Source organism: Collinsella aerofaciens, assembly GCF_015552075.1.
GTDB classification, from domain to species: domain Bacteria; phylum Actinomycetota; class Coriobacteriia; order Coriobacteriales; family Coriobacteriaceae; genus Collinsella; species Collinsella aerofaciens_Y.
In genome coordinates, this window is record NZ_JADNDZ010000085.1 from 1 (window position 1) to 25725 (window position 25725).

Annotated in this window: 25 protein-coding genes and 1 pseudogene; 21 read left to right on the forward strand and 5 right to left on the reverse strand. The window is 60.3% G+C overall.

Translation table 11 applies throughout. The features are described 5' to 3' along the window. The first annotated feature begins 215 nt into the window (after window positions 1-215). The 14 genes from I2D41_RS06310 (at window position 216) to ffh (ending at window position 15115) form a co-directional block, all read left to right on the forward strand. Window positions 216-605 carry an Asp23/Gls24 family envelope stress response protein gene (locus tag I2D41_RS06310; protein WP_187361832.1) on the forward strand — a complete coding sequence of 130 codons (390 nt, stop codon included), beginning with the start codon at window positions 216-218 and terminating at the stop codon, window positions 603-605. Between the two features lie 27 nt (window positions 606-632). Further along, on the forward strand, window positions 633-2294 hold the full coding sequence (locus I2D41_RS06315; protein WP_195363924.1) for a DAK2 domain-containing protein: 1662 nt from the start codon (window positions 633-635) through the stop codon (window positions 2292-2294). Between the two features lie 10 nt (window positions 2295-2304). Continuing rightward, window positions 2305-4482 carry an ATP-dependent DNA helicase RecG gene (gene recG, locus I2D41_RS06320; protein WP_195363925.1) on the forward strand — a complete coding sequence of 726 codons (2178 nt, stop codon included), beginning with the start codon at window positions 2305-2307 and terminating at the stop codon, window positions 4480-4482. Further along, window positions 4479-5108: a 16S rRNA (guanine(966)-N(2))-methyltransferase RsmD gene (gene rsmD, locus I2D41_RS06325; protein WP_195363926.1), complete on the forward strand. Its 630-nt coding sequence runs from the start codon at window positions 4479-4481 to the stop codon at window positions 5106-5108. Before recG ends, rsmD begins: the two co-directional genes overlap by 4 nt. After that, window positions 5101-5598, forward strand: a complete 498-nt coding sequence (gene coaD / locus I2D41_RS06330) for a pantetheine-phosphate adenylyltransferase (RefSeq protein WP_195363927.1) — start codon at window positions 5101-5103, stop codon at window positions 5596-5598. Before rsmD ends, coaD begins: the two co-directional genes overlap by 8 nt. A 68-nt stretch (window positions 5599-5666) precedes the next feature. Then, complete coding sequence (locus I2D41_RS06335; protein ID WP_195363928.1) at window positions 5667-6164, forward strand: ATP synthase subunit B family protein; 498 nt, start codon at window positions 5667-5669, stop codon at window positions 6162-6164. Beyond that, window positions 6164-6718, forward strand: a complete 555-nt coding sequence (locus tag I2D41_RS06340; protein ID WP_055309521.1) for a YceD family protein — start codon at window positions 6164-6166, stop codon at window positions 6716-6718. The genes I2D41_RS06335 and I2D41_RS06340 overlap by 1 nt, the downstream gene beginning before the upstream one ends. Window positions 6719-6782: 64 nt before the next feature. Then, the gene (gene rpmF / locus I2D41_RS06345; protein ID WP_022094017.1) at window positions 6783-6962 is read left to right on the forward strand and encodes a 50S ribosomal protein L32; all 180 of its coding nucleotides are present in this window, start codon (window positions 6783-6785) and stop codon (window positions 6960-6962) included. Window positions 6963-7049: 87 nt separating this feature from the next. Further along, window positions 7050-8069, forward strand: coding sequence for a phosphate acyltransferase PlsX (plsX, locus tag I2D41_RS06350; protein WP_195363929.1), 1020 nt, complete (start codon window positions 7050-7052; stop codon window positions 8067-8069). 124 nt (window positions 8070-8193) lie between these two features. Continuing rightward, the gene (locus I2D41_RS06355) at window positions 8194-8436 is read left to right on the forward strand and encodes an acyl carrier protein (RefSeq protein WP_006234023.1); all 243 of its coding nucleotides are present in this window, start codon (window positions 8194-8196) and stop codon (window positions 8434-8436) included. Window positions 8437-8439: 3 nt separating this feature from the next. Beyond that, window positions 8440-9165, forward strand: a complete 726-nt coding sequence (gene rnc / locus I2D41_RS06360; RefSeq protein WP_195363930.1) for a ribonuclease III — start codon at window positions 8440-8442, stop codon at window positions 9163-9165. 10 nt (window positions 9166-9175) lie between these two features. Beyond that, entirely contained in the window at window positions 9176-12712 is a 3537-nt protein-coding gene (gene smc / locus I2D41_RS06365; protein ID WP_195363931.1) for a chromosome segregation protein SMC, read from the forward strand. Next, a complete protein-coding gene (ftsY, locus tag I2D41_RS06370; protein ID WP_195363932.1) occupies window positions 12712-13629 on the forward strand; it encodes a signal recognition particle-docking protein FtsY in 918 nt (305 codons plus the stop codon). The genes smc and ftsY overlap by 1 nt, the downstream gene beginning before the upstream one ends. A 10-nt stretch (window positions 13630-13639) precedes the next feature. Next, complete coding sequence (gene ffh / locus I2D41_RS06375; protein WP_195363933.1) at window positions 13640-15115, forward strand: signal recognition particle protein; 1476 nt, start codon at window positions 13640-13642, stop codon at window positions 15113-15115. 116 nt (window positions 15116-15231) lie between these two features. Here the strand turns inward: ffh and I2D41_RS06380 are convergent, their stop codons facing one another. Next, window positions 15232-15996, reverse strand: a complete 765-nt coding sequence (locus I2D41_RS06380) for a NifB/NifX family molybdenum-iron cluster-binding protein (protein WP_195363934.1) — start codon at window positions 15994-15996, stop codon at window positions 15232-15234. A 166-nt stretch (window positions 15997-16162) separates the two neighbouring features. Here I2D41_RS06380 and thyA point away from each other — a divergent pair, with 166 nt between their 5' ends. From thyA to I2D41_RS06400, 4 genes are all read left to right on the forward strand, one after another. After that, on the forward strand, window positions 16163-17011 hold the full coding sequence (thyA, locus tag I2D41_RS06385; RefSeq protein WP_195363935.1) for a thymidylate synthase: 849 nt from the start codon (window positions 16163-16165) through the stop codon (window positions 17009-17011). A 9-nt stretch (window positions 17012-17020) separates the two neighbouring features. Then, complete coding sequence (locus tag I2D41_RS06390; RefSeq protein ID WP_195363936.1) at window positions 17021-17539, forward strand: dihydrofolate reductase; 519 nt, start codon at window positions 17021-17023, stop codon at window positions 17537-17539. Between the two features lie 109 nt (window positions 17540-17648). Next, window positions 17649-18563: a TrmH family RNA methyltransferase gene (locus I2D41_RS06395; protein ID WP_195363937.1), complete on the forward strand. Its 915-nt coding sequence runs from the start codon at window positions 17649-17651 to the stop codon at window positions 18561-18563. Window positions 18564-18687: 124 nt separating this feature from the next. Next, the gene (locus I2D41_RS06400; RefSeq protein ID WP_195544370.1) at window positions 18688-20037 is read left to right on the forward strand and encodes an MATE family efflux transporter; all 1350 of its coding nucleotides are present in this window, start codon (window positions 18688-18690) and stop codon (window positions 20035-20037) included. A 129-nt stretch (window positions 20038-20166) separates the two neighbouring features. On the opposite strand, the gene I2D41_RS10055 is transcribed toward I2D41_RS06400, so the two are convergent. Together I2D41_RS10055 and I2D41_RS10060 are read right to left on the reverse strand one after the other, a co-directional pair. Beyond that, the gene (locus tag I2D41_RS10055; RefSeq protein WP_271741666.1) at window positions 20167-20286 is read right to left on the reverse strand and encodes a cob(I)yrinic acid a,c-diamide adenosyltransferase; all 120 of its coding nucleotides are present in this window, start codon (window positions 20284-20286) and stop codon (window positions 20167-20169) included. A 29-nt stretch (window positions 20287-20315) separates the two neighbouring features. Next, window positions 20316-20414 carry a cob(I)yrinic acid a,c-diamide adenosyltransferase gene (locus I2D41_RS10060; RefSeq protein WP_229042206.1) on the reverse strand — a complete coding sequence of 33 codons (99 nt, stop codon included), beginning with the start codon at window positions 20412-20414 and terminating at the stop codon, window positions 20316-20318. Between the two features lie 92 nt (window positions 20415-20506). On the opposite strand from I2D41_RS10060, the gene ftsH reads away from it, so the two are divergent. The 3 genes from ftsH (at window position 20507) to I2D41_RS06420 (ending at window position 23371) form a co-directional block, all read left to right on the forward strand. Then, complete coding sequence (gene ftsH / locus I2D41_RS06410) at window positions 20507-22399, forward strand: ATP-dependent zinc metalloprotease FtsH (protein ID WP_195363938.1); 1893 nt, start codon at window positions 20507-20509, stop codon at window positions 22397-22399. Window positions 22400-22474: 75 nt separating this feature from the next. Continuing rightward, window positions 22475-22966, forward strand: coding sequence for a 2-thiouracil desulfurase family protein (locus I2D41_RS06415; RefSeq protein WP_195363939.1), 492 nt, complete (start codon window positions 22475-22477; stop codon window positions 22964-22966). A gap of 177 nt (window positions 22967-23143) precedes the next feature. Beyond that, window positions 23144-23371 carry an IS3 family transposase gene (locus I2D41_RS06420; protein WP_411161269.1) on the forward strand — a complete coding sequence of 76 codons (228 nt, stop codon included), beginning with the start codon at window positions 23144-23146 and terminating at the stop codon, window positions 23369-23371. A 115-nt stretch (window positions 23372-23486) separates the two neighbouring features. Here I2D41_RS06420 and I2D41_RS06425 read toward each other — a convergent pair. Next, window positions 23487-24088, reverse strand: a pseudogene (locus tag I2D41_RS06425) (Type 1 glutamine amidotransferase-like domain-containing protein). Window positions 24089-24603: 515 nt separating this feature from the next. Beyond that, window positions 24604-25725, reverse strand: a 1122-nt coding sequence (locus I2D41_RS06430) for an iron-containing alcohol dehydrogenase family protein (RefSeq protein WP_229042208.1), incomplete at its 5' end; no start/stop codon positions are given.

Below are 25725 nucleotides of genomic sequence, written 5' to 3' on the forward strand. Positions count from 1 at the left end.
AGCACGCGGCTGTTAACCGCGCTGTTGTAGGTTCGAGTCCTACCCGGGGAGCCAGGTTGTAAAACCCGTCGCTTATGTGGCGGGTTTTTTCATGCCGCGATCGCCGTTCGCGAACGTTACCGTATCAACATTTCGTGTCGAGGATGTAATCCCGAGGCCCGCCACCTCAACATGGCGCGGTCGTTGTAGAATATTGCAATGATTGCTCCCACGAGATGGTGCCGCGAGCACCAGATAAGGAGATTCTTGTGTCTGAGACCATTAACGGCAGTCTGAGCGTCTCGAACGACGTTATTGCCGATATTGCCGGTTATGCCGCGATGACGTGCTATGGCGTCGTCGGTATGGCTGAGCAGCTCCAGGGCGCCGAGAGCGTGCGCCTGCTTGCCGGTCAGCGCCTCCGCAAGGGCGTGCTTGTCTCCGCCGACGAGAACGGCCTTACGGTCGATCTTCACGTCGTGCTCGAGAACGGCGTCAACATGAAGTCCGTCTGCCACAATCTTTCGAGCTCCGTTGCCTTCACTCTGCAGGAGATCGCCCAGATCGATCCCGCCAGCCTTAAGATCGGCATCCATATCGACGCGCTCAAGAGCCGTCTGAACTAGCATCCGAAAACGGAGATTCAAATACCCATGATTGCAAAGACCATTCGCACCTGTTTTCCGATCGCTGCGGCTGCCGTTTCCGACAAGGCCGAGGAGATCAACAAGCTCAACGTCTTCCCCGTACCCGATGGCGATACCGGCACCAACATGTCGCTCACGCTCGCCTCGGTGACCAAGGAGCTTTCTGCTCTTCCTGCCGACGCCGACATGGAAGCCATCGCCGGCGCCATCACCCACGGCTCCCTGATGGGTGCCCGCGGCAACTCCGGCGTCATCACGTCGCAGATTCTGCGCGGTGTGGCCGAGGGCCTCGTCTCTGCCGATGAGCCTATTACGGCTGCCAACATCGCCTTCGCCTTCCGTCGCGCCGTCAAGGTTGCCTTCCAGGCTGTCCGCAAGCCCATCGAGGGCACGATCCTCACGGTCCTGCGCGATGTCTCGACCAAGGCAGACGAGTGCGAGAAGAAGAAGTTCTCTGCCGAGGATGCGCTTGACGCCATCGTCGTCGAGGCATATCAGTCCGTCGCTCGCACGCCCGACCTGCTGCCCGTTCTGAAGGAGAACGGCGTGGTTGACTCCGGCGCCTTCGGCTTTGCTATTTTCCTTGAGAACTTTGTTGCCGCCGCGCTTGGCCGCAGCACCGTTGTCGAGGATTTCTCCGCCACGTTTGATTCTGCTGGCTCTGCCCGCGACGCGGCCCTTGGTCGCGTTGAGATCGAGGCCAACGACGATTGGGAGGGCTCGGAGTTCCGCTACTGCAACGAGTTCCTGTTTAAGGCCGACGCCCCGTTTGACGAGGACGAGTGCCTTAAGTTCCTGGGTTCCATGGGCGACTGTGAGCTACTCGTGGGTGCCTATCCTGACTACAAGATCCATGTGCACTCCAACACCCCCAACCTGGTGCTCGAGCACATGCTGCAGCTTGGTCAGATCTACGAGGTCTTTATCCACAACATGGAGATGGAGGCCCACGACCGTACCGCGAAGATTCACGAGGACCAGGAAAAGGCCGCCGAGCCCGCCAAGGCGCTGGGCTTTGTCGCCGTTGCCGCCGGTTCCGGCGAGGCCGACATCCTCAAGTCCCTTGGCGTCGACGTGGTCGTCTCCGGTGGCCAGACCATGAACCCCTCGACCGCCGACCTGCTGGGCGCGGTGGACCAGGTCAACGCGACCTCAGTCATCATCCTGCCCAATAACGGTAACATCCGCATGGCTGCCGAGGCCGCAGCTTCTGCCTGCACCGACAAGAAGGTTGCCGTCGTTCCCACCAAGACCGTTCCTCAGGCCTTCTCGGCGCTGTTCGCGGTCCTGCCCGATTCCGAGCTCGAGGACGCCGTCGCCGCCATGGTCGACGCCATCAGCGAGGTCCGCGATGGCGAGGTCACCCGCGCCGTGCGCGACTCCAGCGCCTCCGACGGCTCGCCGATTCACTCCGGTGACGTCATGGGCATCATTGCCGGCTCCATCGATGTGGTCGGCTCTGACGTGAAGCAGGTCACGCTCGATTGCATCAACCGCATGCAGGAGGAAGAGGAGGGCGATGCGCTGACGATTCTGGCCGGCGAGGAGCTGTCCGATGAGGCCTTCCAGGAGATCGTCGACGCTATCGAGGAGGCTCAGCCCGATCTGGAGATCGACGCCCATCGTGGCGAGCAGCCGCTCTATCCCGTGATCTTCTCGATCGAGTAGGCAACTGCCCATGTCCGAGCTGTGCTCCGTGCCGCGCGTCTCGGAGCGCTTTGCCCAGAGCAATGCGCTCGACGAGGATATCGCGCGACTCAAATATGTTTCGGGTAAACGTGAGGAGGCCCTTCGCCGTCTGGGAATTCGGACGGTGGGGGACCTCCTTCTCCATATCCCTCATCGATACCTCGACTTTACCCGTTCTTGGTCTATCGAGATGGCGCCCATCGGTACCGTGTGCACCATCATCGCCACGGTCGACCGTATCGTCCAAAAGCAGCCGCGTCCGCGCATGCAGGTGACTGAGGTCTCACTCGTTGACGAGACGGGCGTGCTGCAGGTCGCCTTTTTCCGTCAGCCCTGGATTGCCCAGCAGCTTAAGCAGGGCGACCGCCTGGCCGTGATGGGCAAGGTCGAGTTTGCCTACGGTTTTAAGCAGATGGCCTCGCCCCACTTTGAAAAGCTCGAGGACGGGCGCGCCGCAGGCACCATTCTGCCGGTCCATTACGTGAGCGATGGCGTGAGCCAGGCGTGGATGCGCCGCATCGTAAGCGGCGCGCTCGAGGTCGTCGGCAATCCGTTCGATCCGATTCCCGCGCCGTTGCGCGCAAAGCGGAAGCTCATGAGCAATGCCCGCGCGTTGCGTTCGATCCATTTTCCATCGAGTATGGCCGAGCGCGATATCGCGCGCGCACGGCTTGCCTACGAGGAGTGCCTCTGCCTGCAGCTCGCGTTGCGTCTGCGCAACGATGGCGGTATGGTCGACGTAGTGCCTTATGCGCATGACGCGGGCGAGCATTTGGCTGCGCTCAAACAGGCCCTGCCGTTTTCGCTGAGCGATGAGCAGGAGGCTGCATTTCAAGACATCCTGCATGACATGTGCGATGGCGGTCGTGTGATGAACCGTCTGCTGCTGGGTGACGTCGGTACCGGTAAGACCGCCGTTGCCGCCTGCGCGTTGGCGGTTGCGGCCGATAGCGGCACCCAGGCGTGCGTCATGGCGCCCACGGGCGTGCTGGCGCGTCAATATGCCGATAAGACCGGCCCCTTGCTCTCGCAGGCTGGCATGACCTGGGCGCTCCTGACGGGCGCCACGCCGGCGGCCGAGCGTGAACAGATTCATGCTCGGCTCCAGTCTGGCGAGCTCGACGTGCTCTTTGGTACCCATGCGGTACTTTCGGAGAACGTCACGTTCAGGCATTTGTCGCTTGTGGTGATCGATGAGCAGCACCGCTTTGGCGTGGGTCAGCGTAACGCCCTGCGCGCAAAAGGCCCGGGTGCCGACTTGCTGGTCATGACTGCCACGCCGATCCCGCGCACGCTGGCGCTCTCGGTCTACGGCGACCTGGACACGAGTATCATCCGCCATCGTCCCGTTCCGGGTGCCGGCGTGACGACGCGCGTCCTCACCGAGTCGAGTCGCGACCTGGCCTATGGCGCCATTCGCGAGGCGCACGAAAAGGGGCAGCAAGCCTACGTGATCTGTCCGCTCGTGGAGCCAAGCGATTCGGCCGATGAGCTCGAAGACGTACCCGGTATCGCTCGCGACGACGAAGGCCGCGTGACCGTGCCCGTGCCGTTGCATGACACGGCGACCGAGCTCGATCGCCTTCGTCTGGCATTACCGGGGCTTACTATCGAACGTCTTCATGGCCGCATGCCGGCGGGGGAGAAGGACCGAGTCATCGATGCCTTTAAGCGTGGCGAGATCGATGTGCTCGTCTCGACCACGGTGGTCGAGGTGGGCGTTGATGTGCCCAACGCCACCGTCATGGTCATCGAGAATGGCGAGCGCTTTGGTTTGGCGGCCTTGCACCAGCTTCGCGGGCGCGTAGGCCGCGGCAGCGTGTCGGGAACGTGCCTGGTCATGACGCACTCCAAGGGCAACGGTGGCGCGTCGGCGGCACAAGACCGCCTCCAGTCGCTCGAGAAGACCTCGGACGGCTTTACGCTCGCCCAGATGGACCTGCGTCTGCGCCACGAGGGTGAAATCCTGGGTTACCGCCAGCATGGCGGCGTGACCTTGCGCTTTGTTGACCTCGATGCCGACGAGGAATTGATCGAATGGGCCCATTTGGACGCGGTCGAGCTCTTGCGGTATGCTTGCAACCTTGACTCCGTGGCGACGCGTCCTCTGCGCGATGCGGTCGCCATGCGGTATCGACACATCTTTAAGGAGGTCAGCGGAGGATGAGAATCATCGGCGGCGAATGGCGCGGTCGTAAGATCGAGGAGCCCCGTGGTCGCGATGTCACCCGCCCCACGACCGATCGCGTGCGCGAGGCGTGCGCATCTATGGTCATGTCGGCATTCGACTTCGATCTGGACGAGGTCCGCGTGCTGGATGCCTTTGGCGGCTCCGGCGCCTTGGGCATCGAGATGCTCTCGCGTGGTGCCCGCTCGCTCACCACGTTCGAGATCGATCGCAACGCTGCTCGTCTGATTACCAAGAATATCGAGTCGCTCTGCCGCGACCGTGCACGCTGGCGCGTGGTGACGGGCGACGTGCTGGCAAGCGCTTCGCGCGGCCGCGTGCCGGGCGGTCCCTTTGACCTGGTTCTGCTCGACCCGCCCTATGCTTTTGGTGCTGAGCCGGTCGAGGAGCTGCTACAGAACCTAGCTCAGCAAGGCTTGCTGGCGCAGGGTGCCTACGCGCTCTTTGAGCACGCCGCGGCCGATACGGGCGCTCACCCGGCCGGCTTTGAGACCATGCGGGAGAAGCGCTATGGCATAACCTCGGTCGACCTGCTTCGTTGGGTTGGCAACGGCGAGGATGATGGCAACGATAGCGACGCACCCACGGAGGATGCCCATGAGTGACACCATTAACCGCGTAATCGTCCCGGGCACCTTCGATCCCATCACGTTTGGCCATATCGACGTCATTCGTCGCGCCCGCCGCATTTTTCCCAGCGTGATCGTGGCCGTTGCCGAGTCGCAGGGCAAAAACGGCGTCGGCACCACGTTTAGGCTCGACGAGCGCGTGGCGCTGGCCCGTGAGGCGCTCGGTGATATTGACGGCGTCGAGGTGCTGCCCTTCACCGGCCTCTTGGTCGATTTTGCCCGCGAACAGGGAGCAGGAGCCGTGGTCAAGGGCCTGCGTGCCATGACCGACTTTGAGTATGAGCTGCAGCAGGCCGACCTCAACTACCGCCTGGATAACGAGCTGGAGTCCATCTTTGTCATGAGTGCGCCGCAGTACGGCTATATTTCGAGCTCGGTGGTTCGCCAGATTGCCTCGCTCGGTAGCGACGTCTCTAATTTTGTTCCGTCCAATGTGGTCAAGGCGCTCAAACATCGCTTTTCGTGACGTTTTTTAATGCCTGGTGGCATGTGGTAAACTAACACGATGATATGTTACCTATGAAAGGAGACCGGATGCCGGGCGAGAATTTTCCTGGCGACAGGATCGTGAGTCTTGTCGACGAGCTCGAGGGGCTCATCGAAGAGGCTAAGACGCCGTTCGGCAAGAACGCCCAGATGAAGGTTATCGACGCCGACGTCTTCTTTAACATCCTCGACGAGATCCGCATGAGCTATCCCGAGGAATGGCAGAAGTCCCGCCGTATCCTCAAGGAGCGCGAGGAGCTTATGGCTTCCGCCGCCGCTCAGGCCGATTCCATCATCGCCGATGCTCAACAGCAGGCCCTCACCATTGCTGGTGAGCAGGAGATCGTCCGCTTAGCGCAGCAGCAGGCCGACGACATCCGCGACCGTGCCCAGCAGTATGAGCGCGAGGCTCGCTATGCCGCCGAGGATTACGCCGAGCAGGTCTTTACGCACCTCGAGGAGAACCTCAAGAGCCTGACCGGCACCGTCACCCGTTGTCGCCAGCAGCTTAACGAGGGTGCCGCCCAGCAGAATGGTCAGTGGTAATGGCTGAGTTCCCGAGCGTTACCGTCGATCTTTCCGAGCAGCTCGAGTTTCCTGGAGATTCGTATCCGCTGACCGGTAAGGTCGATGTCGCCACCTACACGGTGGGCGAGAAGGAGTACCAGCTTCAGGACGGCATCGACTACGACGTTGTCTTTACCAATGCCGGTACCGGTGTCTTGCTCACGGGCATGGTCCGCGCGCACGCCACCGGTGAGTGCGACCGTTGCCTGGAGCCCGCCTCGTTTGATATCGCCGGAGAGATCGAGGAGTTCTACCTCTTTGAAGAGCCCGAGGATCCCGAGGCCTACGAGGACGGCTACGAGCTTCTGGGTGAGGATCGTATCGTCGATCTGGGTGAGCCCATCAATGACGCGGTCGTTATGGACACGCCGTTTGTGGTGCTCTGCAAGCCCGATTGTCGCGGTCTGTGCCCCACTTGCGGTTGCAATCTCAACGTCGAGCAATGCGATTGCGCCGCCCAGGCAGAGGCAGAATGGGCCGCTGCCACGGAAAATCCATTTGCAGCATTGAAGAATCTCAAGCTTGATGAGTAAAACTGTGGTAGTATCGCTACTTGCGCGTAATCGCCACACTGGATAGTTCATAAGGAAGGTCACTATGCCCGTACCTAAACAAAAGCAGGGTCGTATCCGCACTCACACCCGTCGTTCCGCCAACATGAAGATCTCGGCTGCGGCTCAGTCCACGTGCCCCCGTTGCGGCGCTGTTAAGCTTCCGCACCACGTGTGCCCCAGCTGCGGTTTCTACAAGGACCGCGAGGTTATCGTTACCGAGTAACGGTATACTCTGGATGCGATGCCGTTCCAAATGGAACCACAATGGCCGGCTCAATGAGTCGGCCATTTTTGTATAAGGAGCATGAATATGAGTAACGTTCGCGTTTGTGTAGACGTTGTGGGCGGAGACGAGAAACCTCAGGTCGTTCTCGATGGTATCGAGGCTGCGCTTGCCGCCGATCCCGATATCGAGGTCTTGGCAGCTGGCCCCGCCGAAATCGTCAATCCCTTTGCAGCTTCCCACGCACGTGTTGAGGCCCTTGAGGCGCCCGACGTTATCGCCATGGATGACGATCCCATTCGCGCCGTGATGACCAAGCGTAAGTCGTCGATCGTGCTTTCTTGCCGCGCCATTAAGAAGGGCAACGCGGATGCGTTCTTCTCTGCCGGCTCCACCGGCGCCATGACGGCCGCTGCCACAGCCTACGTGACGCCGTTTAGGTATCAGGCCGAAGGCAAGAAGCAGCCGGTGCGCCCCTGTCTGACCAATGCGCTGCCCAATCGCGCCGGCGGTCTGACGGTGTTGTGCGACATGGGTGCCAACCCTGATGTCGAGGTTGACGATATGGTGCGTTTTGCTCAGATGGGTAGCGCCTATGCCCGCGTCGTCCTGGGTATCGAGCATCCCCGCGTGGGCCTGCTTGCCAACGGCACCGAGGACGAGAAGGGCTCCAACTTTACCAAGGCCTGCTTCCCGGCCATGAAAGCCGCCGTTCCCGGCTTTGTTGGTAACTGCGAGGGAACGGACATCACCTCGGGTAACTTCGATGTCATCGTTGCCGATGGCATGTCGGGCAATATTGCGCTCAAGGCCACCGAGGGCGCTGCCAAGTTTTTGCTGCAGGAGCTCAAGGGTGTCTTTATGTCTTCGCTCGGCACCAAGATTGCCGCGCTGCTCATCAAAAAGCAGATGCGCGAGATTAAGGCCAAGCTCTCTGGCGACGCCAAGGGCGGCGCGATTCTTCTGGGCCTGCGCGGCGTGGTCCTGATCGGCCATGGCGCCACCTCAGTCGAGGCTGTCAAAAACGGAACGCTCGCGGCGGCCGAAGCCGTGCGCGCCGGGCTGGTCGAGAATGTCGCCAACTCTATGGACGGTATCGTTTTATAAGAGCGAGTTAGGGCGCTGTTATGTGCTTCGCGGCGCACGTCGTGGGGTAGAATCAGAACCGTGTCTTGGTACCGCCCGGGCGGTACCATTCTTTTGGTATTCATGCACTATGAGAGGAAGCGCTATGGACCGCTCCGAAATCTTCGACAAGATCGCCGAGGTCGCTGCTGACGTTCTGGGCGTCGATGTTGCCGAAATTAGCGATGAGACCACCTTTGACGACCTCGATGCCAACTCGCTCGAGCGCCTGCAGCTGGTTACGGCTATCGAGGACGAGTTCAACCTCGAGATCGATGACGAGACTCTGCTCTCGCTCAACTCTGTCGCCGACGCCGTCGACGCTATCGAAGCTGCCAAGGAGGCCTAAGTCTTGGCTTTATCCGAACGACTTACGCGCGCCCAGGAGATTCTGGGCCATGAGTTCAATGACAAGGTGCTGCTGCGCGCGGCCCTTACGCATCCCTCGGCAGTCGAGGGCCAGCCGGTTTCTGCCAGCTATGAGCGCCTTGAGTTCTTGGGCGATTCCATTTTGGGTGCTGTGGTCGCACGCTCCCTGTTTGAGTCCTATCCGGAGTTTGACGAGGGCAAGCTCACGCGCCTGAAGGTGTCGCTTGTCTCGGGCGCTACGCTGTCCGAGGTTTCTCACGAGCTGGGCATCGACGACATCATCATCTTTGGTGCCTCCGAGACCGGTACCGGTGCGCGCGGCCTGCATTCGGCGCTCGAGAACGTTTATGAGTCGCTCGTGGGCGCACTGTACCTGGATGCCGGCTGGGACGTTGCGGCGGAGTTTATCCATCGTACGCTTAAGCCGCATTTGGCTTCCGAGCGCGCCGAGCATCCCGCGAACCCCAAGTCGTTTTTGCAGGAGTGCGTGCAAGCCGACGGTCACGAGCCCCCGGCGTATAAGCTCGTTGGCTCCGAGGGCCCGGCGCATGCGCCCACCTTTACCGCCGTGGTGTTGATCGATGGTATTCGTCAGGGTCGCGGCTCCGGCTCCTCAAAGAAGGAAGCCGAGGGAGCCGCCGCGCTCGAAGCGCTCGACCGCATGGGTTACACCACCAACGGCGTGATTCTGAATAAGAAGCACGTGTAAGCGAGGAACCGTGTATCTCAAGTCCCTCACGCTCAAAGGGTTCAAGTCGTTTGCCGACCGCGCCCATATGACGTTTGAGCCGGGCCTGACCGTCATCGTCGGTCCCAACGGCTCGGGAAAATCGAACATCTCCGACTCCATCCTGTGGGTCCTGGGCGAGCAGAGCGCCAAGCAGTTGCGCGGCCAGGCCATGGAGGATGTCATCTTCTCGGGCTCGTCAGCGCGCAAGCCGGTGGGTGTCGCCGAGGTCACACTGGTGCTCGATAACTCGGACCATATGTTGCCCGTCGATTTTGACGAGGTCGCTATCACTCGTCGCATGTATCGCTCGGGCGAAAGCGAGTACCTCATCAACTCGAGTCCGTGCCGCCTGATGGACATTCAGGACATCCTGCACGATTCGGGCCTGGGTAAGGATACGCATTCCATTATTAGCCAGGGCAAGCTCGACGCCATTTTGCAGAGCCGCCCCGAGGAGCGCCGCGCCCTCATCGAGGAGGCCGCCGGCATCTCCAAGCACAAGCGCCGCAAAGAGCGTGCGCTCAAAAAGATTAAGTCGATGGACGAGCACCTGACGCGTGCCCGCGACATCAATAAGGAAATCGCCCGTCAGCTGCGACCGCTGGAGCGTCAGGTCGATCGCGCGCGCAAGTACAAAGAGCTGTCCTCGCGCGCGAATGAGCTTACGCAGATGCTGGCCGTTGACGAGCTGCGTTCGCTGCAGTCGCAGTGGAACGACCTGGAGAGCCGCTCCAAAGAGGGCGCGGCCGAGCTTGAGCTTGCGCAGTACCGCTTGGGCGAAAAGGAGCGCGAGCTCGAGAAGCTCCAGGTTATGCTCGAGGAAAAGGGCCTGTTTGTGGGCGACCTAGGCGAGCAGCGCCGTCATATGCAAGATGTGGTCGGCCGCATTAACTCCGACATGCGCCTGCTCGAGGAAAAGGGCCACAACATGGTGTCGCGCCTGTCTGACATGCGCGGACAGATTTCGAGCTCCGAGCATCAGCGTCGTCGCGTGGTCGAGGAGCTCGAGGACGCACGTGCGCAGCTTGAGGAAGTGACCGGCGCGCATATGCAGGCCCAGGAGGACGTTGACGCCGCCGGTCCTGCCGCCGCCGAGCTCCACGAGCGCCGCGTGGCGCTCGATAATCAGATTTCGCAGCTCACGCGCGAGCAGCGCGATGTGCAGCGTGTAGCCGATAACGCCGCGCTCGAGCTCGCCAAGGTGAAGGACTCGCTGAGCAATGCCGAGGTCGAGGATAACATGTATGCCTCGCGCCTGGAGCAGATTGACGAGCAGCTCGAGGAGGTCACGACCTCGCTCGAGAGCCGTCGCGACCGCGCCGAGGAGCTTGAGGGCGCTCTTGAGGAAGCGCGCCAGGCTCAGGTCGATGCGCGTGAGGCCGCCGAGGCGGCACGCGCGGCCCTGAAGGACCTGCGTGCCCGCGAGAGTGAGGCGCGCAACAAGCTGTCCGAGGTGCGCTCGGAGCTTGCCAGCCAAAAGAAGCTTGATGCCCGCATGGCCGACAGCTCGCCGCTCGTGAGCCGTCTGGTGGGTGCGCTGGGCGACGATGTCTTGGGTCGTCTGGGCGACGTGCTGGAGGCCCCGCGCGAGCTTGAGGGCCTGGTTGAGCAATTGCTCGCCGGCGATATCGATGCGCTGCTGTTTGATGACGCCGCCACGCTTGAGCGTGCCGGTCGTGCGGCTCTGGACCAAAAGAAGGCCTCGGGCGAAGCACTGCTGGTGGCGCGCGGCGTGAGCGGCTCTACCGCCGCTGAGGGCGCTGCCGGTACCCGCCTGGTTGATCGTCTGTCCGTGCGCGCAGGCTACGGACCCGTCGTCGAGGCGCTGCTCGGCGGCTATTACGTCGTTGACGATCTTGCTGCCGCGCTGTCGGCGCCGGTCGTTGAAGGCGTGACTTACGTGACCCCCGATGGCGCCCGTGTCGCCTGCGGCGGCCTGGTGCGCGTGGGGCTTGATGCCGGCGAGGCTTCGGGTGCCTTGGAGCGCAAGCGCCGCATCCGTGAGCTCGAGGGCCTGGAACCCGATCTGGCTGCCATCTTTGAGCATGCTTCGGACCAAGTCGTTGAGGCCAACGCTGCCGTCGAGGAGGCCCGTGCCGCCGAGGGCGATGCCGCCGGTGAGATCGCCCGTCTTGAGGGCGAGCGCCGCTCGCTGCTCTCCGAGATCGGCCGCCTGGAGCAAAGCGCCAACAATGCCGAGGTCGAGCGCGTGCGCATCTCCAAGCGCCGCGAGCAGGCTGCCGAGGCCGTTCGTGCCGCCCGTCCGCGCGTTGACGAGCTCACCCGTTCGCGTGACGAGGCGCGTGCACAGGCAAGCGACCTGGGTCTCCAGATTGCCGAGGCCAACGATGAGCTCGATCGCGTTCGCCGTGACGATTCCGAGGCCGCCGGTAAGCTCGCCGATGCCAAGGTGCGCCTGGCCCAGACGAGCGAGCGCCTGTGTTCGCTGAAGGGCCGCGTGCCCGACCTTGAGCATCGTCTTGAGGGCATCGACCGTCGTATCCGCGGAACACGCCAGGCTTCGCGTTCGCTCGAGCTGCTGCGCCTGCGCGTCGACCCCATGCACGAACGCTATTCTGCTCTGTTGGAACGCGCGTCGGATTGGGCAGCGCGCCTGCGTGACCAGGCCTCTCTGGAGGAGGCGGACTCCGCTTCGCTCAAGAAGACCATCGAGGATGCCAAGGCAGAGGTTGCCCGCGCTAAGGAGCGGGTCGATACCGCCTCCGCCACGCAAAACGAGTTCAAGGTCGCGCGTGGCAAGCTCGAGGTGCAGGTAGAGGCCGCCATTAAGGCCATTACCGCCGATGGCACCACGGTACTCGAGGAAGCGCTCATGCTTCCGGCGCCCACGGACCGCGATGCCGCCGAGCGCGAACTCAACCAGCTTGTGCGCCAGATCAACAACCTTGGTCCCGTTAACCAGGTTGCCATGGAGGAGTACGAGCAGCTCAAGCGCCGCGCCGATTACATCGAGGGGCAGCTGGCTGATCTGGAGAGCGCGCGCAAGGCGCTCACCAAGATCACCGTGGCCATTGATCGCAAGATGCGGAAGGCCTTCCTGGTGACGTTTGAGAAGGTCGATGCGAACTTCCGCGAGATCTTCGCTATGCTCTTCCCGGGCGGCCAGGCTCATCTGGAGATGACCGATCCCGAGCATCCTGCCGAGACGGGTATCGAGGTCGTGGCGCAGCCGCGCGGCAAGCGCATTACCAAGATGATGCTCATGTCGGGCGGCGAGAAGAGTCTGACGGCGCTCGCCCTGCTCTTTGCCGTGTACCGTACACGCACGGTGCCGTTCTATGTGCTGGACGAGGTCGAGGCGGCGCTCGACGACGCCAACCTGTCCAAGCTCATCGGCGCCCTCGATGTGCTGCGCTCCGATACGCAGCTCTTGGTAATCTCGCATCAGCGCCGTACTATGGAGGACGCTGACGTCCTCTATGGCGTCTCGATGCAAGCCGACGGCGTCAGTCGCGTCGTCTCGCAAAAACTCGATCGCGAAACCGGAAAGGTCGTGAATGCATAATGGGATTCTTCGATGCTCTCTCGCGCGGACTTGAGCGCAGCCGCGAGGCCCTCAACGAGGTCTTCTACTTTGGCGGCGAGGTCGACGAGGATTTTTGGGAGGACCTGGAGGACACCCTCGTCATGGGTGACATGGGCGCCGAGGTCGCCATTCAGGTCTCCGATGACCTGCGCGATGCCGCGGCCAAGAAGAACCTCAAGACCGCCCCGCAGCTTCGCCGCGCCCTGGCCGAACAGCTCGAGGGCCACTTTGTGCCCGTCGAGCATGACCCGTTCTCCGATACGCCGAGCTGCGTGCTGTTTGTCGGCATCAACGGTGCCGGCAAGACCACGACGGTCGGTAAGATCGCGAGCGCCATGGCCGCCCGCGGCAAGAACGTCGTGATCGGTTCGGCCGATACCTTCCGCGCTGCCGCTATCGAGCAGCTCGATGTGTGGGGCCAGCGCGCTGGCGTCCCCGTCATCAAGCGCGACCGCGGCTCCGACCCGGCAAGTGTTTGCTACGACGTGCTCGACGAGGCCGACAAGCGCGGCAGCGACCTGGTGCTTATCGATACCGCCGGCCGTCTACACACGAGCCCTGAGCTCATGCGCGAGCTTGCCAAGGTGGTCAATGTGACCCGTAAGCGCGCCGCCAATATGGCCGCCGGTCCCATGCCGGTTTCGGTCGTGCTTGTGATCGACGCCGCGACGGGCCAAAACGGTCTGAACCAGGCGCTCGAGTTTAACGAGGCGCTGGGCCTGGACGGTATTATCATGACTAAGCTCGACGGCACGGCTAAGGGCGGCATCGCCATGGCCGTGGCCGAGAAGCTCAAGCTCCCGATCCTGCGCATCGGCGTGGGCGAGCAGGTCGATGACCTGCAGGAGTTCAATGCCAAAGATTTCTGCCGCGCCCTGGTGGGCGAGTCCAATTAAGGAGTGACTAGTGTTTGATTCCCTGAGCGATCGCCTCAACGACACATTTGACCGCCTGCGCGGCAAGGGCAAGCTGACCGAGGCCGATATTACTTCGGCCATGCGCGATATTCGCATGGCGCTGCTCGAGGCCGACGTCAACTTTAAGGTCGTCAAGGAGTTTGTCGCCGAGACTAAGGAGCGCTGCATGACCGCAGAGGTCATGGAGTCGCTCTCTCCGGCGCAAAACGTCGTCAAGATCGTGCTCGACGAGCTTACCGAGATGCTCGGCTCCACCGAGAGCAAGCTCGTCTTTAGCAACCGTATTCCCAATGTCATCATGCTTGTGGGTCTGCAGGGCTCCGGTAAGACCACGGCTGCCGTAAAGCTGGCCTACCTGCTCAAGAAGCAGGGTCGCTCGCCGTTGCTCGCCGCGTGCGACGTCTACCGTCCCGCTGCTGCCGACCAGCTGGCCACGCTCGGCGGCGAGATCGGCGTGCCGGTCTTCCGCGGTGACGGCGAGCACCCGGTCGATATCGCCAAGGGCGCTATCCAGGAGGCCGTCGACCACCTGCGCGACGTGGTCATCGTCGATACCGCCGGTCGTCTGCAGATCGACGAGCAGATGATGCAGGAGGCCGTGGACATCAAGAAGGCCGTTAAGCCCGATCAGGTGCTGATGGTCGTCGATGCCATGACCGGCCAGGATATCGTCAACGTCGTCTCGACCTTTGCCGAGCGCACCGACTTTGACGGCGTGATCATCTCCAAGCTCGACGGCGACGCTCGTGGCGGCGGCGCGCTTTCCGTGCGCCAGGTGACCGGCAAGCCCATCAAGTTCGTGAGCATGGGCGAGAAGCCCGATTCGCTTGAGCCGTTCTACCCCGACCGCATGGCCAAGCGCATTTTAGGCATGGGCGATGTCGTCGGCATTATCGAGAAGGCCCAGGAGGCGGCCGACGCCGAGCAGCTCGAGGCTGCCGAGCGTATGCTGCGCGAGGGTTTTACCATGAACGACATGCTCGACCAGATGAAGGCCGTCAAGAAGATGGGCGGCATGAAGGGCATTCTGGGCATGCTTCCCGGTGGTCAGCGCGCGCTCAACCAGATGGGCGGCAACCTGGACGAGGGCATCTTTGACAAGAACGAAGCCATCATCATGTCGATGACCAAGGAGGAGCGCCTGCGTCCTTCCATCATTAACGGCCAGCGTCGTGCCCGCATTGCCAAGGGTGCCGGCGTGACCCCCACCGAGGTCAATAGCCTTATGAAGCAGTGGGGCGAGATGAATAAGATGATGGGCCGCATGCGCACGATGGCCAATCAGGCGCAGGCTGGCGGCAAGAAGGGGAAGAAGGGTAAGAAGGGCAAAAAGATGCGCATGCCCAATATTCCCGGTCTGGATGCCATGGGCCTGGGCGGCATGGGCGGCCTGGGAACGGGCGGCCCCAAGTCCGATATGGACCTGCTGCGCCAGATGGAAGCGCAGATGCGCAACAAGAAGTAACGACTAGTTGAGTCGTGTATGGCGAAGGCCGCCTGGATGGTATTCCAGGCGGCCTTCGCCGTTTGTTCGCTGGTTGTCGCACGCGTGGAAGCGCGTTCTCGACGAGGTGCTTGCCGCTAGTGGCAGCCGCAGCCTTCGTGCCCGTCATGGTCGTGGTGACCGTGGCAGCCGCAGGACTCGCCATGCTCGTGGATGTGCTCGTGATCATGTCCATGGCAGTCGCAGGTGGCCTCGCCGTTCTGTGCGAGCGTGCCGGCAATGAGGGCCTCGACGCAGGTATCGCAGCTGCCCTGGGCGCCCGCATAGACCGTGATGCCGGCTTGGGCAAGCGCGTTGATAGCGCCGCCGCCGATACCGCCGCAAATGAGCGTGTCAACGCCACCGTTGGCAAGCAGGCCCGCTAAGGCGCCGTGGCCGGTGCCGCCGGTGCCTACGACCTGCTCGTTGAGCACCTTGCCATCCTGGATGTCGTAGATCTTGAACTGCTCGCTGCGGCCAAAGTGCATAAAGATGTTGCCGTTGTCGTACGTCGTTGCCACCCTCATGGCGCCGACCTCCTTTGCTGGCCATGCGGCCGTCGTCGTGGCGATGGGGGAGTACGCGATATTGCCGCCCTCGATGACGAGCGCTCGTCCGTTGACCAGCGCGTTTGCCACCTTGCGATGCGCGCGACTGCTGATTGCCGCCACCGTGGCGCGGGCGATGCCCATGTGCAGGGCGACGGCCTCCTGATTGAGGCCCTCCAGATCGCACAGGCGCAGCACCTCAAGCTCGTCGACGGTCATGTCGATGGCATCACCGCTGGCCAGGCCATCGGGGGTAAAGCCGCGGTATTCGGGGATGATCCCGACGCGGCGCAGTTTTTCGCGTCTTCCTGCCATGCACACTCCAAATCTGACATATGTCAACAATAGAATAGCGAACGTGCGGATTTGCGCAAGGAATTTCTGGCATATGTCAGAAAATGAGGGCTTATGTTTGGGCTGTGGGGCCGCGTGCGCCTGGGCTACAATGAATCTCGCTTGTAGGCGACTGACAGGAGGGTCAATGAGCAAAGCTGATCAACAGTTTGTAACCATGTGCCGCGATATCTTGGACCATGGCACCACCACCGAGGGCCAAAAGGTCCGCCCGGTGTGGGAGGACGGCACCCCTGCCTATACCATTAAAAACTTTGGTGTCACGGCGCGCTATGATCTGCGCGAGGAGTTCCCCGCGCTCACCCTGCGTCGTACGGCGCTTAAGTCTGCCATGGACGAGATTCTGTGGATCTATCAAAAGAAGTCCAATAACGTGCATGACCTCAACAGCCATATCTGGGATGAGTGGGCCGATGAGACCGGTTCCATCGGTAAAGCCTACGGCTATCAGATTGGTCAGAAGAGCCATTACGCCGAGGGCGACTTCGACCAGATTGACCGTGTACTGTACGACCTTAAGCACACGCCGTATAGTCGCCGCATTATGACCAATACGTACGTGTTTAGCGATCTGTCCGAGATGCACCTTTATCCATGCGCCTACAGCGTGACCTATAACGTGACGCAGCGTCCTCAGGACGACAAGCCGACGCTCAACATGCTTCTCAACCAGCGCAGCCAGGACATTTTGGCCGCGAACAACTGGAACGTGTGCCAGTACGCCATTTTGCTGATGATGGTCGCGCAGTCGGTCGATATGATTCCCGGTGAGCTGCTGCACGTGATCGCCGACGCCCATATCTATGATCGTCATGTCGATATCGTTCGCGAGCTTATCGAGCGTCCGCAGTTTGCGGCACCCAAGGTAACACTCAACCCCGATGTGCATGACTTCTATGCGTTTACGACCGATGACCTGATCGTCGAGGGCTATGAGCACGGCCCTCAGGTCAAGAACATCCCCATTGCGGTGTAGGTGACGCGCATGACGTGTAAGCTTTCTGCCATCGTCGCCGTGTGTGACGACTGGGGTATTGGCTGCGAGGGCGATATGGTGGTGTCCAATCGCGCCGACATGCGCCATTTTGTGGCCTGCACCAAGGGCTGCCCGGTCATCATGGGGCGCAAGACGCTGCTGAGTTTTCCCGGTGGGCGTCCACTCAAGAACCGTCGCAATATCGTGCTTACGCGCGACGATAGCTTTGCGCCCGAGGGCGTTGACGTGGTGCATAGCGTTGACGAGGCGCTCGCCGCGGTAGCCGATGAGCCTGTTGCCTGGGTGATCGGTGGCGGTGAGGTGTATCGGCAGTTTTTGCCGTACTGCGTGGAGGCCGAGGTCACTCATAACCACTGCGTCCATCCCGTGGACACGTACTTTCCCGACTTGGACGCCGATCCCGCGTGGGAGATTGCGCAGCGTAGCGGGGTCGCGACGATTGCCGCCGGTGAGGGTGACGAGGGCGTCGATTATGAGTTCGTGACGTATCATCGCGTTGAGGCGTAAATCGTCTGGCGTGAACGGTATCATCGGGTTGATTGAATGCATGGGGCGGCGCTTAGCGTCGCCTCGTTTGGTATAGATGTGCTGTAAAGAAGGGTGCGGGCTGGCTGCTATGACTGATGCCGTTGAGGTTCTGCGAATTGATTCGCTCGAGGACGAGCGGCTCGATGCTTACGTGCGACTGACCGAGCGTGAGCTTCGCTGCGTGCTGGAGCCGCAGAAGGGCATTTTTATTGCGGAGAGCGCCAAGGTCATCGAGCGTGCCGTGCGCGCCGGATATGAGCCGGTGAGCTTTCTTTTGGGCGAGCGCTGGCTCGACCAGATGATGCCGCTGTTTGACCAGCTTGTCGTGCGCGAGGGAGCGGGTCCGGTTCCCGTGTTCGTGGCCTCCATGGAGCTCATGGAGCAGTTGACGGGCTTTAACGTGACGCGCGGCGCGCTGGCGGCGTTCCGTCGCCCGCGTCAGATTCCGGTTGATGAGTTCTTGGGCGGCGTCGTCGAGGCGGCGGGGGATCGTCCGGTGCGCGTGTGCGTGCTTGAGGGTATTGTCGATCACACCAATGTTGGCGCGATTTTCCGCTCGGCTGCCGCATTGAACGTTGACGGTATTTTGGTCAGCCCGACGTGCTGCGACCCGCTGTACCGTCGCTCGGCCCGCGTGAGCATGGGCACCGTGTTTCAGGTGCCGTGGACGCGCATTGGCAGCGAGGCTCGTGTGTGGCCGCATGATGGCCTGGCGGTACTGCACGATGCCGGTTTTTCGTGTGCCGCTATGGCGTTGACGGACGATTCCGTATCGCTGGACGATCCCGTGCTGCAGGAGATTGACCGCTTGGCAATCTTTATGGGTACCGAGGGTGCCGGCTTGGGCGCCAAGACCATTGCCGGCTGTGACCACGCGGTGCGCATTCCGATGGCGCACGGGGTCGATTCGCTTAACGTGGCCGCGGCGAGCGCCGTCGCCTTTTGGCAGCTGTGCCCGCACGTGAGCAATGAGTATCACTACCAGCCGGGTTTGTATCACTAGGCAGTTTTCCGCACCGCGCTCTAATTCGGGGTGTTTCGGTCGCCGCCAGTCGGTGCTAAGCTAGTATTGGCTTTGGTTTTAAATTGCCGTTATGTTGTTTGACGTATGCTGGCGGGGAGGGCGTGTGGCTAAGAAATCTACGGCTATCGATGTAACGCAGGGTGTCATTTGGCAACAGCTGCTGTCGCTGTGCGTTCCCATCTTTTTTAGTTCGTTTTTTCAGCAGGCCTACACGCTTATCGGTACGTATATCGTTGGCCAGTTTGGCGGCAAGCTCGCGCTGGGTGGCATTCAAGCCACGATGGTGCTCACCGAGCTCTGCATTGGCTTTTGCGTTGGCGTCGGCGCCGGCTGCGCGGTCATTACCGGTCAGTATTTTGGCCAGCACGATGATGAGCGACTGAGTCGTTCGGTCCATACAGCCATGACGCTCGCGCTGGTGGGCGGTATCGCTTTCTCGATTCTTGGCATAGTGTTCGTTGAGCCCATGCTGGTGCTTATGAACACGCCGCATGAACTATTGGCCGAGGGTGTGGCCTATGCTCGCTGTTATTTTGCCGCGATGGTTGCGGCGCTGCTGCTGAATATGGGAACCGCACTGCTGCGTGCCGTGGGCGACACGCGCGGGCCCGCCGTGATCATTGCCTCTGGCTGCCTTGTTAACGTGGTGCTGGATATCATCTTTGTCGCTGTGTTGCATATGGAGGCGCTGGGCTGCGGCATCGCAGTGGCGCTGACCATTTGCTCCAATGCAACGATGATCGTGTTGCGCATGATGCGCGCTCCGGGTGCATGGCGTCTTTCGCTGTCTAAGCTCGGTATCGATCGCGGTATTTGCAAGAGTATGATCTCGTGTGGTCTGCCACTCGGTTTTCAATCGGCTGCCTATTCGATCTCGAACGTGCTGATCCAGGTGTCGGTTAATTCGTTTGGCGCCGATGTCACGACTGCTTGGGGTCTATCTGGGCGCCTGGATGGCATTATCTGGATGGTGACCGAGGCGCTCGGCGTATCGATCACTACGTTCTCGGCGCAGAACTTTGGCGCGCGCAACTACGAGCGCATGCGCAAGGGCTACCATACGTCGCTCGTGCTGTCGTTTATGCTCATTGGTGGCCTGTCTGCCGTGCTGCTGGTGTTCTCGGGTCCGTTGTCGCGTCTGTTTGTCGACGATGCTTCGATTTCGGCGTACACCACGACGATTCTTCATTTCATCGCGCCGTTTTACGCGATCTTCTCGATTATCGAAAACGCGTCGGGCTCCATTCGCGGCGCCGGCGTGAGCTTGCAGCCTATGATGCTCACCATCTTTGGCACCGTTGTCTTGAGGGTGATCTGGGTGTTTGCAATCATGCCCTTCGATCCGTCGCTTGAGCATCTACTGCTGGTCTACCCCGTAACCTGGCTCATCACCGCAACCATGTTCACCATCTACCACCACAGCGGCAACTGGCTAGGCCGCGCCACCGCCTAGCTCATCCGTCGGATACCCCTGATAAGTTGCGGTGAAATAGTTCCTGAAAAGTCCTTGCGGACCGTCAAACAAGTACTATTCCACCGCAACTTCCTTATGAGCTTTAGGTGTTGGCGGAAAACGAATCAATTAGTATTCGATGCCTTGGCGGGCTAGGAGACCTTCATCGAAGTAGTGTTTGACGGGGCGCATTTCGGTTACTAGGTCGGCAAGGTCGGCGAGGGGTAGCAAGCCGCGGCCGGGGAGCACGAGCTCCGTGGTGGCGGGCTTTATCGCAATCAGTTCCTCGACATCCTCTCGCGCCCCAACGCGGCTGTCGTCTTGCCCTTGCCGTCGCCCGTATAGATTTGAACCTTGCCGACTTCCAGCGATGCCATATCTATCCTTTCGTGATGAATATCGGTTTATAGCCGCCCGGGTTGGGTATTTTAAACATCATTATTAACCCCAATAGATGGAGTTCAAGCAGATGGAGATGGATGACAACAAGCGTAGACGGAATATGATCCTCTACGTGCTCATCGCCTTCGTCGTCTACCTCGTGCTCTCGACCGTTCTGTTCCCTAACATCGGTCACACGCAGCAGATTACGAAGACCGATTACTCGACGTTTGTCAAAGCTCTCGATAAGAAGAGCGTCGACAAGGTCGAATACAATACCGACGATTACACCATTTATTACACCAAGAAGGGCGAGGACGAGAACATCGCCTATAAGACGACCGGTGTGCCGAACGATGCGGGCTTTACCGATCGCGTGCTTGAGTCTGGCGCTTCGCTGGAGTCGGTCGTTCCCGATAAGAACTCGGGTTTGATGACCTACTACCTGCTCACACTCATTCTTCCCATGGCGATTTTCTTCCTCATCGGTTGGTGGCTCAACCGCCGCATGAAGAAGGCTATGGGCGATGACGGCCCGTCGATGAACTTTGGCGGCGGCGGTTTTGGCGGCGGCGGACTGGGTAAGTCCGGCGCGCGCGTGATCGCCTCCAAGGACGTGGGCGTGACCTTTAAGGACGTCGCCGGCCAGGAAGAGGCCAAGGAGTCTCTCAAGGAGGTCGTCGACTTTCTGGAGAAGCCGCAGCGCTACGAGGAGATCGGCGCCAAGCTGCCGCGCGGTGCTCTCCTTGTTGGCCCTCCGGGTACCGGTAAGACCCTGCTTGCCAAGGCTGTTGCCGGCGAGGCCGGTGTTCCGTTCTTTAGCATTTCGGGCTCTGAGTTCGTTGAGATGTTTGTTGGTCGCGGCGCTGCAAAGGTTCGTGACCTGTTTAAGCAGGCCAAGGAAAAGGCCCCGTGTATCGTCTTTATCGATGAGATCGATACCATCGGTAAGAAGCGCGATGGCGGCGGCTTTAGCGGCAACGACGAGCGCGAGCAGACGCTCAATCAGTTGCTGACCGAGATGGATGGCTTCGATAACCACAAGGGTATCGTTGTCCTTGCCGCAACCAACCGTCCCGACAGTCTCGATCCCGCTCTACTGCGCCCCGGTCGTTTTGACCGCCGCATCCCCGTTGAGCTGCCCGACCTGACCGGTCGCAAGAATATCCTTGAACTGCACGCCAAGAGCGTGAAGACGCAGCCGCCGATCGACCTGACCGCGATCGCCCGCGCCACGCCTGGCGCCTCGGGTGCCGACCTGGCCAACATCATCAACGAGGGCGCCCTGCGCGCCGTCCGCGAGGGTCGCAAGCGCGCGACTCAGGATGACTTTGAGGAGTCGGTGGAGGTCGTCATCGCCGGCCAGCAGCGTAAGTCCACGGTGCTGTCCGATCACGAGAAACAGGTCGTGTCCTATCACGAGATCGGCCATGCCATCGTTGCCGCCCGCCAGAAGGGTTCTGCGCCTGTTACGAAGATCACCATCGTGCCGCGTACGAGCGGTGCTCTGGGCTACACCATGCAGGTCGAGGAGGACGAGCGCTTCTTGACCACGCGCCAGGAGGTGCTCGACAAGCTCGCTGTCTACTGCGGCGGACGTGCTGCCGAGGAGCTCATCTTTGGTGAGATGACGACTGGCGCGGCCAATGATATCGAGCAGGCCACCAAGCTCGCCCGCAACATGGTGACGCGCTTTGGTATGTCGGAAGAGTTTGGCATGATGGCGCTCGGTACCGTTCAGAATGCCTACCTCAACCAGGACACGTCGCTCACCTGTGCCCCCGGTACGGCCGAGCGCGTCGACGCGATCGTCGCCAAGCTGATCGAGGACGCACATGACCGCGCCCTGCAGATCCTCAAGGAGAACAAGTTTAAGCTCCATGAGCTGGCTCGTTATCTGTACAAGAAGGAGACGATCACGGGCGAGGAGTTCATGAATCTCCTCACGCGCGAGAATCCGCTGATGCCAAAGCAGCAGTAAGGCTGGTTGCACAACGTCGAACGCCCCATTTGAGTTTCTATCTCAAATGGGGCGTTTTGTTTGGGAGGGATATGTATGAAGATCGTGGTGAGTGCCTGCTTGATGGGAGAGAGCTGCAAATATAACGGGCTCGACAATTACCATCGCGCGTTGGTCGAGGCCTGTGAGCGAACGGGGACCGAGGTTCTCTTGGTGTGCCCCGAGGTTTTTGGTGGCTTGCCCACACCGCGCAAGCCGTCCGAGATTGTGAACGGCGAAGTCCGTACCTGCGAGGGCACCTCAGTCGATCGCGAGTTTCGCCAGGGTGCTCAGCGCGCGCTCGATATGTGCGAGCAGGCGGGCGGCCCGTCCGAGATCGTTGCGTGCATTTTGCAGGACCGCAGCCCCTCGTGCGGTACGGGTCACGTCTACGATGGCACCTTTAGTGGTACGCTCACCGCGGGCAACGGCGTTTTTGTCGATCTGCTGCTGCGTCACGGGTACCGTGTGATCCCCGCAAGCGAATTTGACCCCAGCATGCTGGAACATTGTCCACAGCACTCGAACCCAAGACTTCCTCACGGGTGACCGTTTTGGCATCATCCGTGAAGTTGATATTGAGTACGACCCGGTCATCAAAGACGTAGACCGAGTTGACAGGCGCCGTACCCAGGCAACCCCTCCCCGCGGCCCTCGCGCAGGAACGCGCACACGGCCTTCCCGTCTTTTGCGCCCCTCCCGGAACTGTCCACATCAGTGTAGCCAATCCAGTCCGCCAAGGGCTGCAGCCCGGACAACGCGGCGATGGAGGGCTTCTTCGGCCTGCTTAAGAAGGAGTTCTGGCACGGCAGGGACTGGTCGGACTGGACCCCCGCCAGCTTCATCGAGGAGCTCGGGGGCTGGATCGGTCGATACAATACGGAGAGGCGCAGCGATGCGCTCGGTTGCCGCACGCCGGCCGAGTTCCGCTCCGCGCTGGGAAGGGCCGCGTAACGGTCCAAGAAATCGTCCGCAGTCCCCATTCTTGCCCCTTTGGGACAGCTTCTTGTTGGGGCTTGCCCGCCCCAAACCCTGCTAGGAACGAGTACAGCAAACTGGAATTATCAAATTAGTCTTTGCAAATTACCTTTGAACCTTCACCATCGATTACAATTCCCTGACGGTTATTAATTGGGCATAGATCCAAATCCGAAAACTCAGTCATTATTTTCTCGGTAACTTTCTTAAATGGTGCTGTATGATAATGCGGAAGAACATAGAAATCAATCAAATTAAGTCCCGCATCATCTTCTTGTGAGTAGTCCTCCGGCTTTTCATCCATTTGCTCGATATATTGGATGCTTGGAGCGCAAACAATCGCACCTGCCGATTCACCAATCATCAGTTTTCCCTTTGCCAATTCTTTCTTCAACAGCTCATCCGTTCCCGTTTTACGGAGCTGGTCTATAAGGAAAAAAGAATTTCCGCCGTAAAATAGATCACATCCGCATCTTCAAAAAGAGGCTGTATCGTTGAATAAGCCTCCGCTGAAATGTCAATTTCAGTTACGATTGCTCCCATCTTTTTGAATAATTTTCGAGCCGAGCCGACATAACCGGTGTAGCCTTCACGCAGCGAAGCTGTTGGAATAAATGCGACTTTTTTATTTTCAATTTCTTCCTTTATCAGACTCCCTACACTTGAAAAGTGAGAACATAAAAACAGTTTCATCAATATTCTCCTTTATATATAAATTCTTATTTGTTGAACTAAGCCGTGTATACCATACTCTCCAATGAAAGAACGCCCTGATATAGCGAAATTTTGCCGTTTTCCTGCGTACGTGCGTACACACTCTACAGGAATTCTAAGGGGCCTGCCCCCTTAGCACACGGACTTTGGAACAAAGTCTAGTGTGCTACGCCTTGCCAGAGGTGTACAGGCTCCCGGTATGCACGTACGAAGCAATTGCCATCAATGCGCCATATAAGTGGCGATCAAGTTCGCATAAAGCGACCTTGATCCCGCAAAACAAAAGGCAGGATACCATCACCACGATGATACCCTGCCTCTGTTCGTTTCTGTTTACCGTTCCGAATAGTCCTTCCGCAGAATTTCCGATAAACAAAAAACGTACCCGAACCCTTTCTCGTAAAGAATCGGGTTCGAGTGCGAACTGAATGCTGGAGCAATAAAAAAACCACCAGAAAGGTGCCCGTCCCCTTTGTGGTGGTTTTTGGTCAGTCCTAGAGCGTGTGGCCGTAAGCGTTGGCGGCCTTGATGGCGGCGGCGAATTTCTCGTCGGTGAAGGGCTCCGGGTTGCCTTGCTTCCATTCGTTGGTGGCGTGCGCGTACTCGCACAGGGCAGGGATATCAGCCTCGGAAAGCCCGACCTGCTCAAGCGTCACGGGCAGGCCCATCTGATTGTTAAAGGCGGCGTAGCGCTCAAGGTTCTCGGTATCGCCCGTATAGGCGAACAGTACCAGCACACCCAGGCTTACGACCTCGCCGTGCAGGTAGGAGCCCTCGCGCGGAATGCTGCAGGAAGCGTTGTAGAACGCGTGCGCCACGCTCGAGTTGTAGTAGTAATCGTTTTGGTTGGTCAGGTTGGAGACGTAGCCCGTGTTGACCACGATGTCGAGCGCGATCTGCTTGACGGCTTCGGTCGACTGGTCCTGGCGCACGTCCTCAAGACCCTGGACGCCAAAGGTAAACAGCGGCTCGGAGCAGGTGTGGGCGAGTGCTAGGCCAAGGCCTGCCGTGTGCTCCAGGTTGCCGGCGCTCGTGGCGTACTCGACCTCGGGCTGCTTGGACAGGGCATCGCCCACGCCGGCCCAGAAGTACTCCGCCGGAGCCTCGGCGATGATCTTGGGGTTGATAAAGATATGCGCAGGTCGGTTAGGGTACGAATAGCCCTCGAGCGAGCCGTCGTCGTTGTAGACAACGGCAATGGCGGTCGCGGCGGAGCAGTTGGAGCAGATCGTCGGTACCGTAAAGACGATCTTCTTGAGCTCGATGGCCGCCGTCTTGACGGTATCGAGCGCCTTGCCGCCGCCGCATGCGATAAGCATGTCGGCCTCTTGGCAGGCGGGGGAGTTAACAAGCTTGGCGATGTTGGCGCGCGTGCTGTTGGTGCCGTAGACGCGCGTCTCCAGGATCTCGACGTCGGTGCCTGCCAGCGCGGCTTCGATACCGGGAAGCGCCGCGGCCAGTGCTCGTTTGCCGCCGATAATCGCGACCTTGGTCGCTCCGTACTCGGCCAGCGCGCCGGGCAGCTCGTCAAAGCAGTCCTCGTCGACGGTATAGTCGCTCATTCCGATCGTGCGCATAGCAATCTTCTTTCGTTCGATAAAGTGCTTACAGGTATT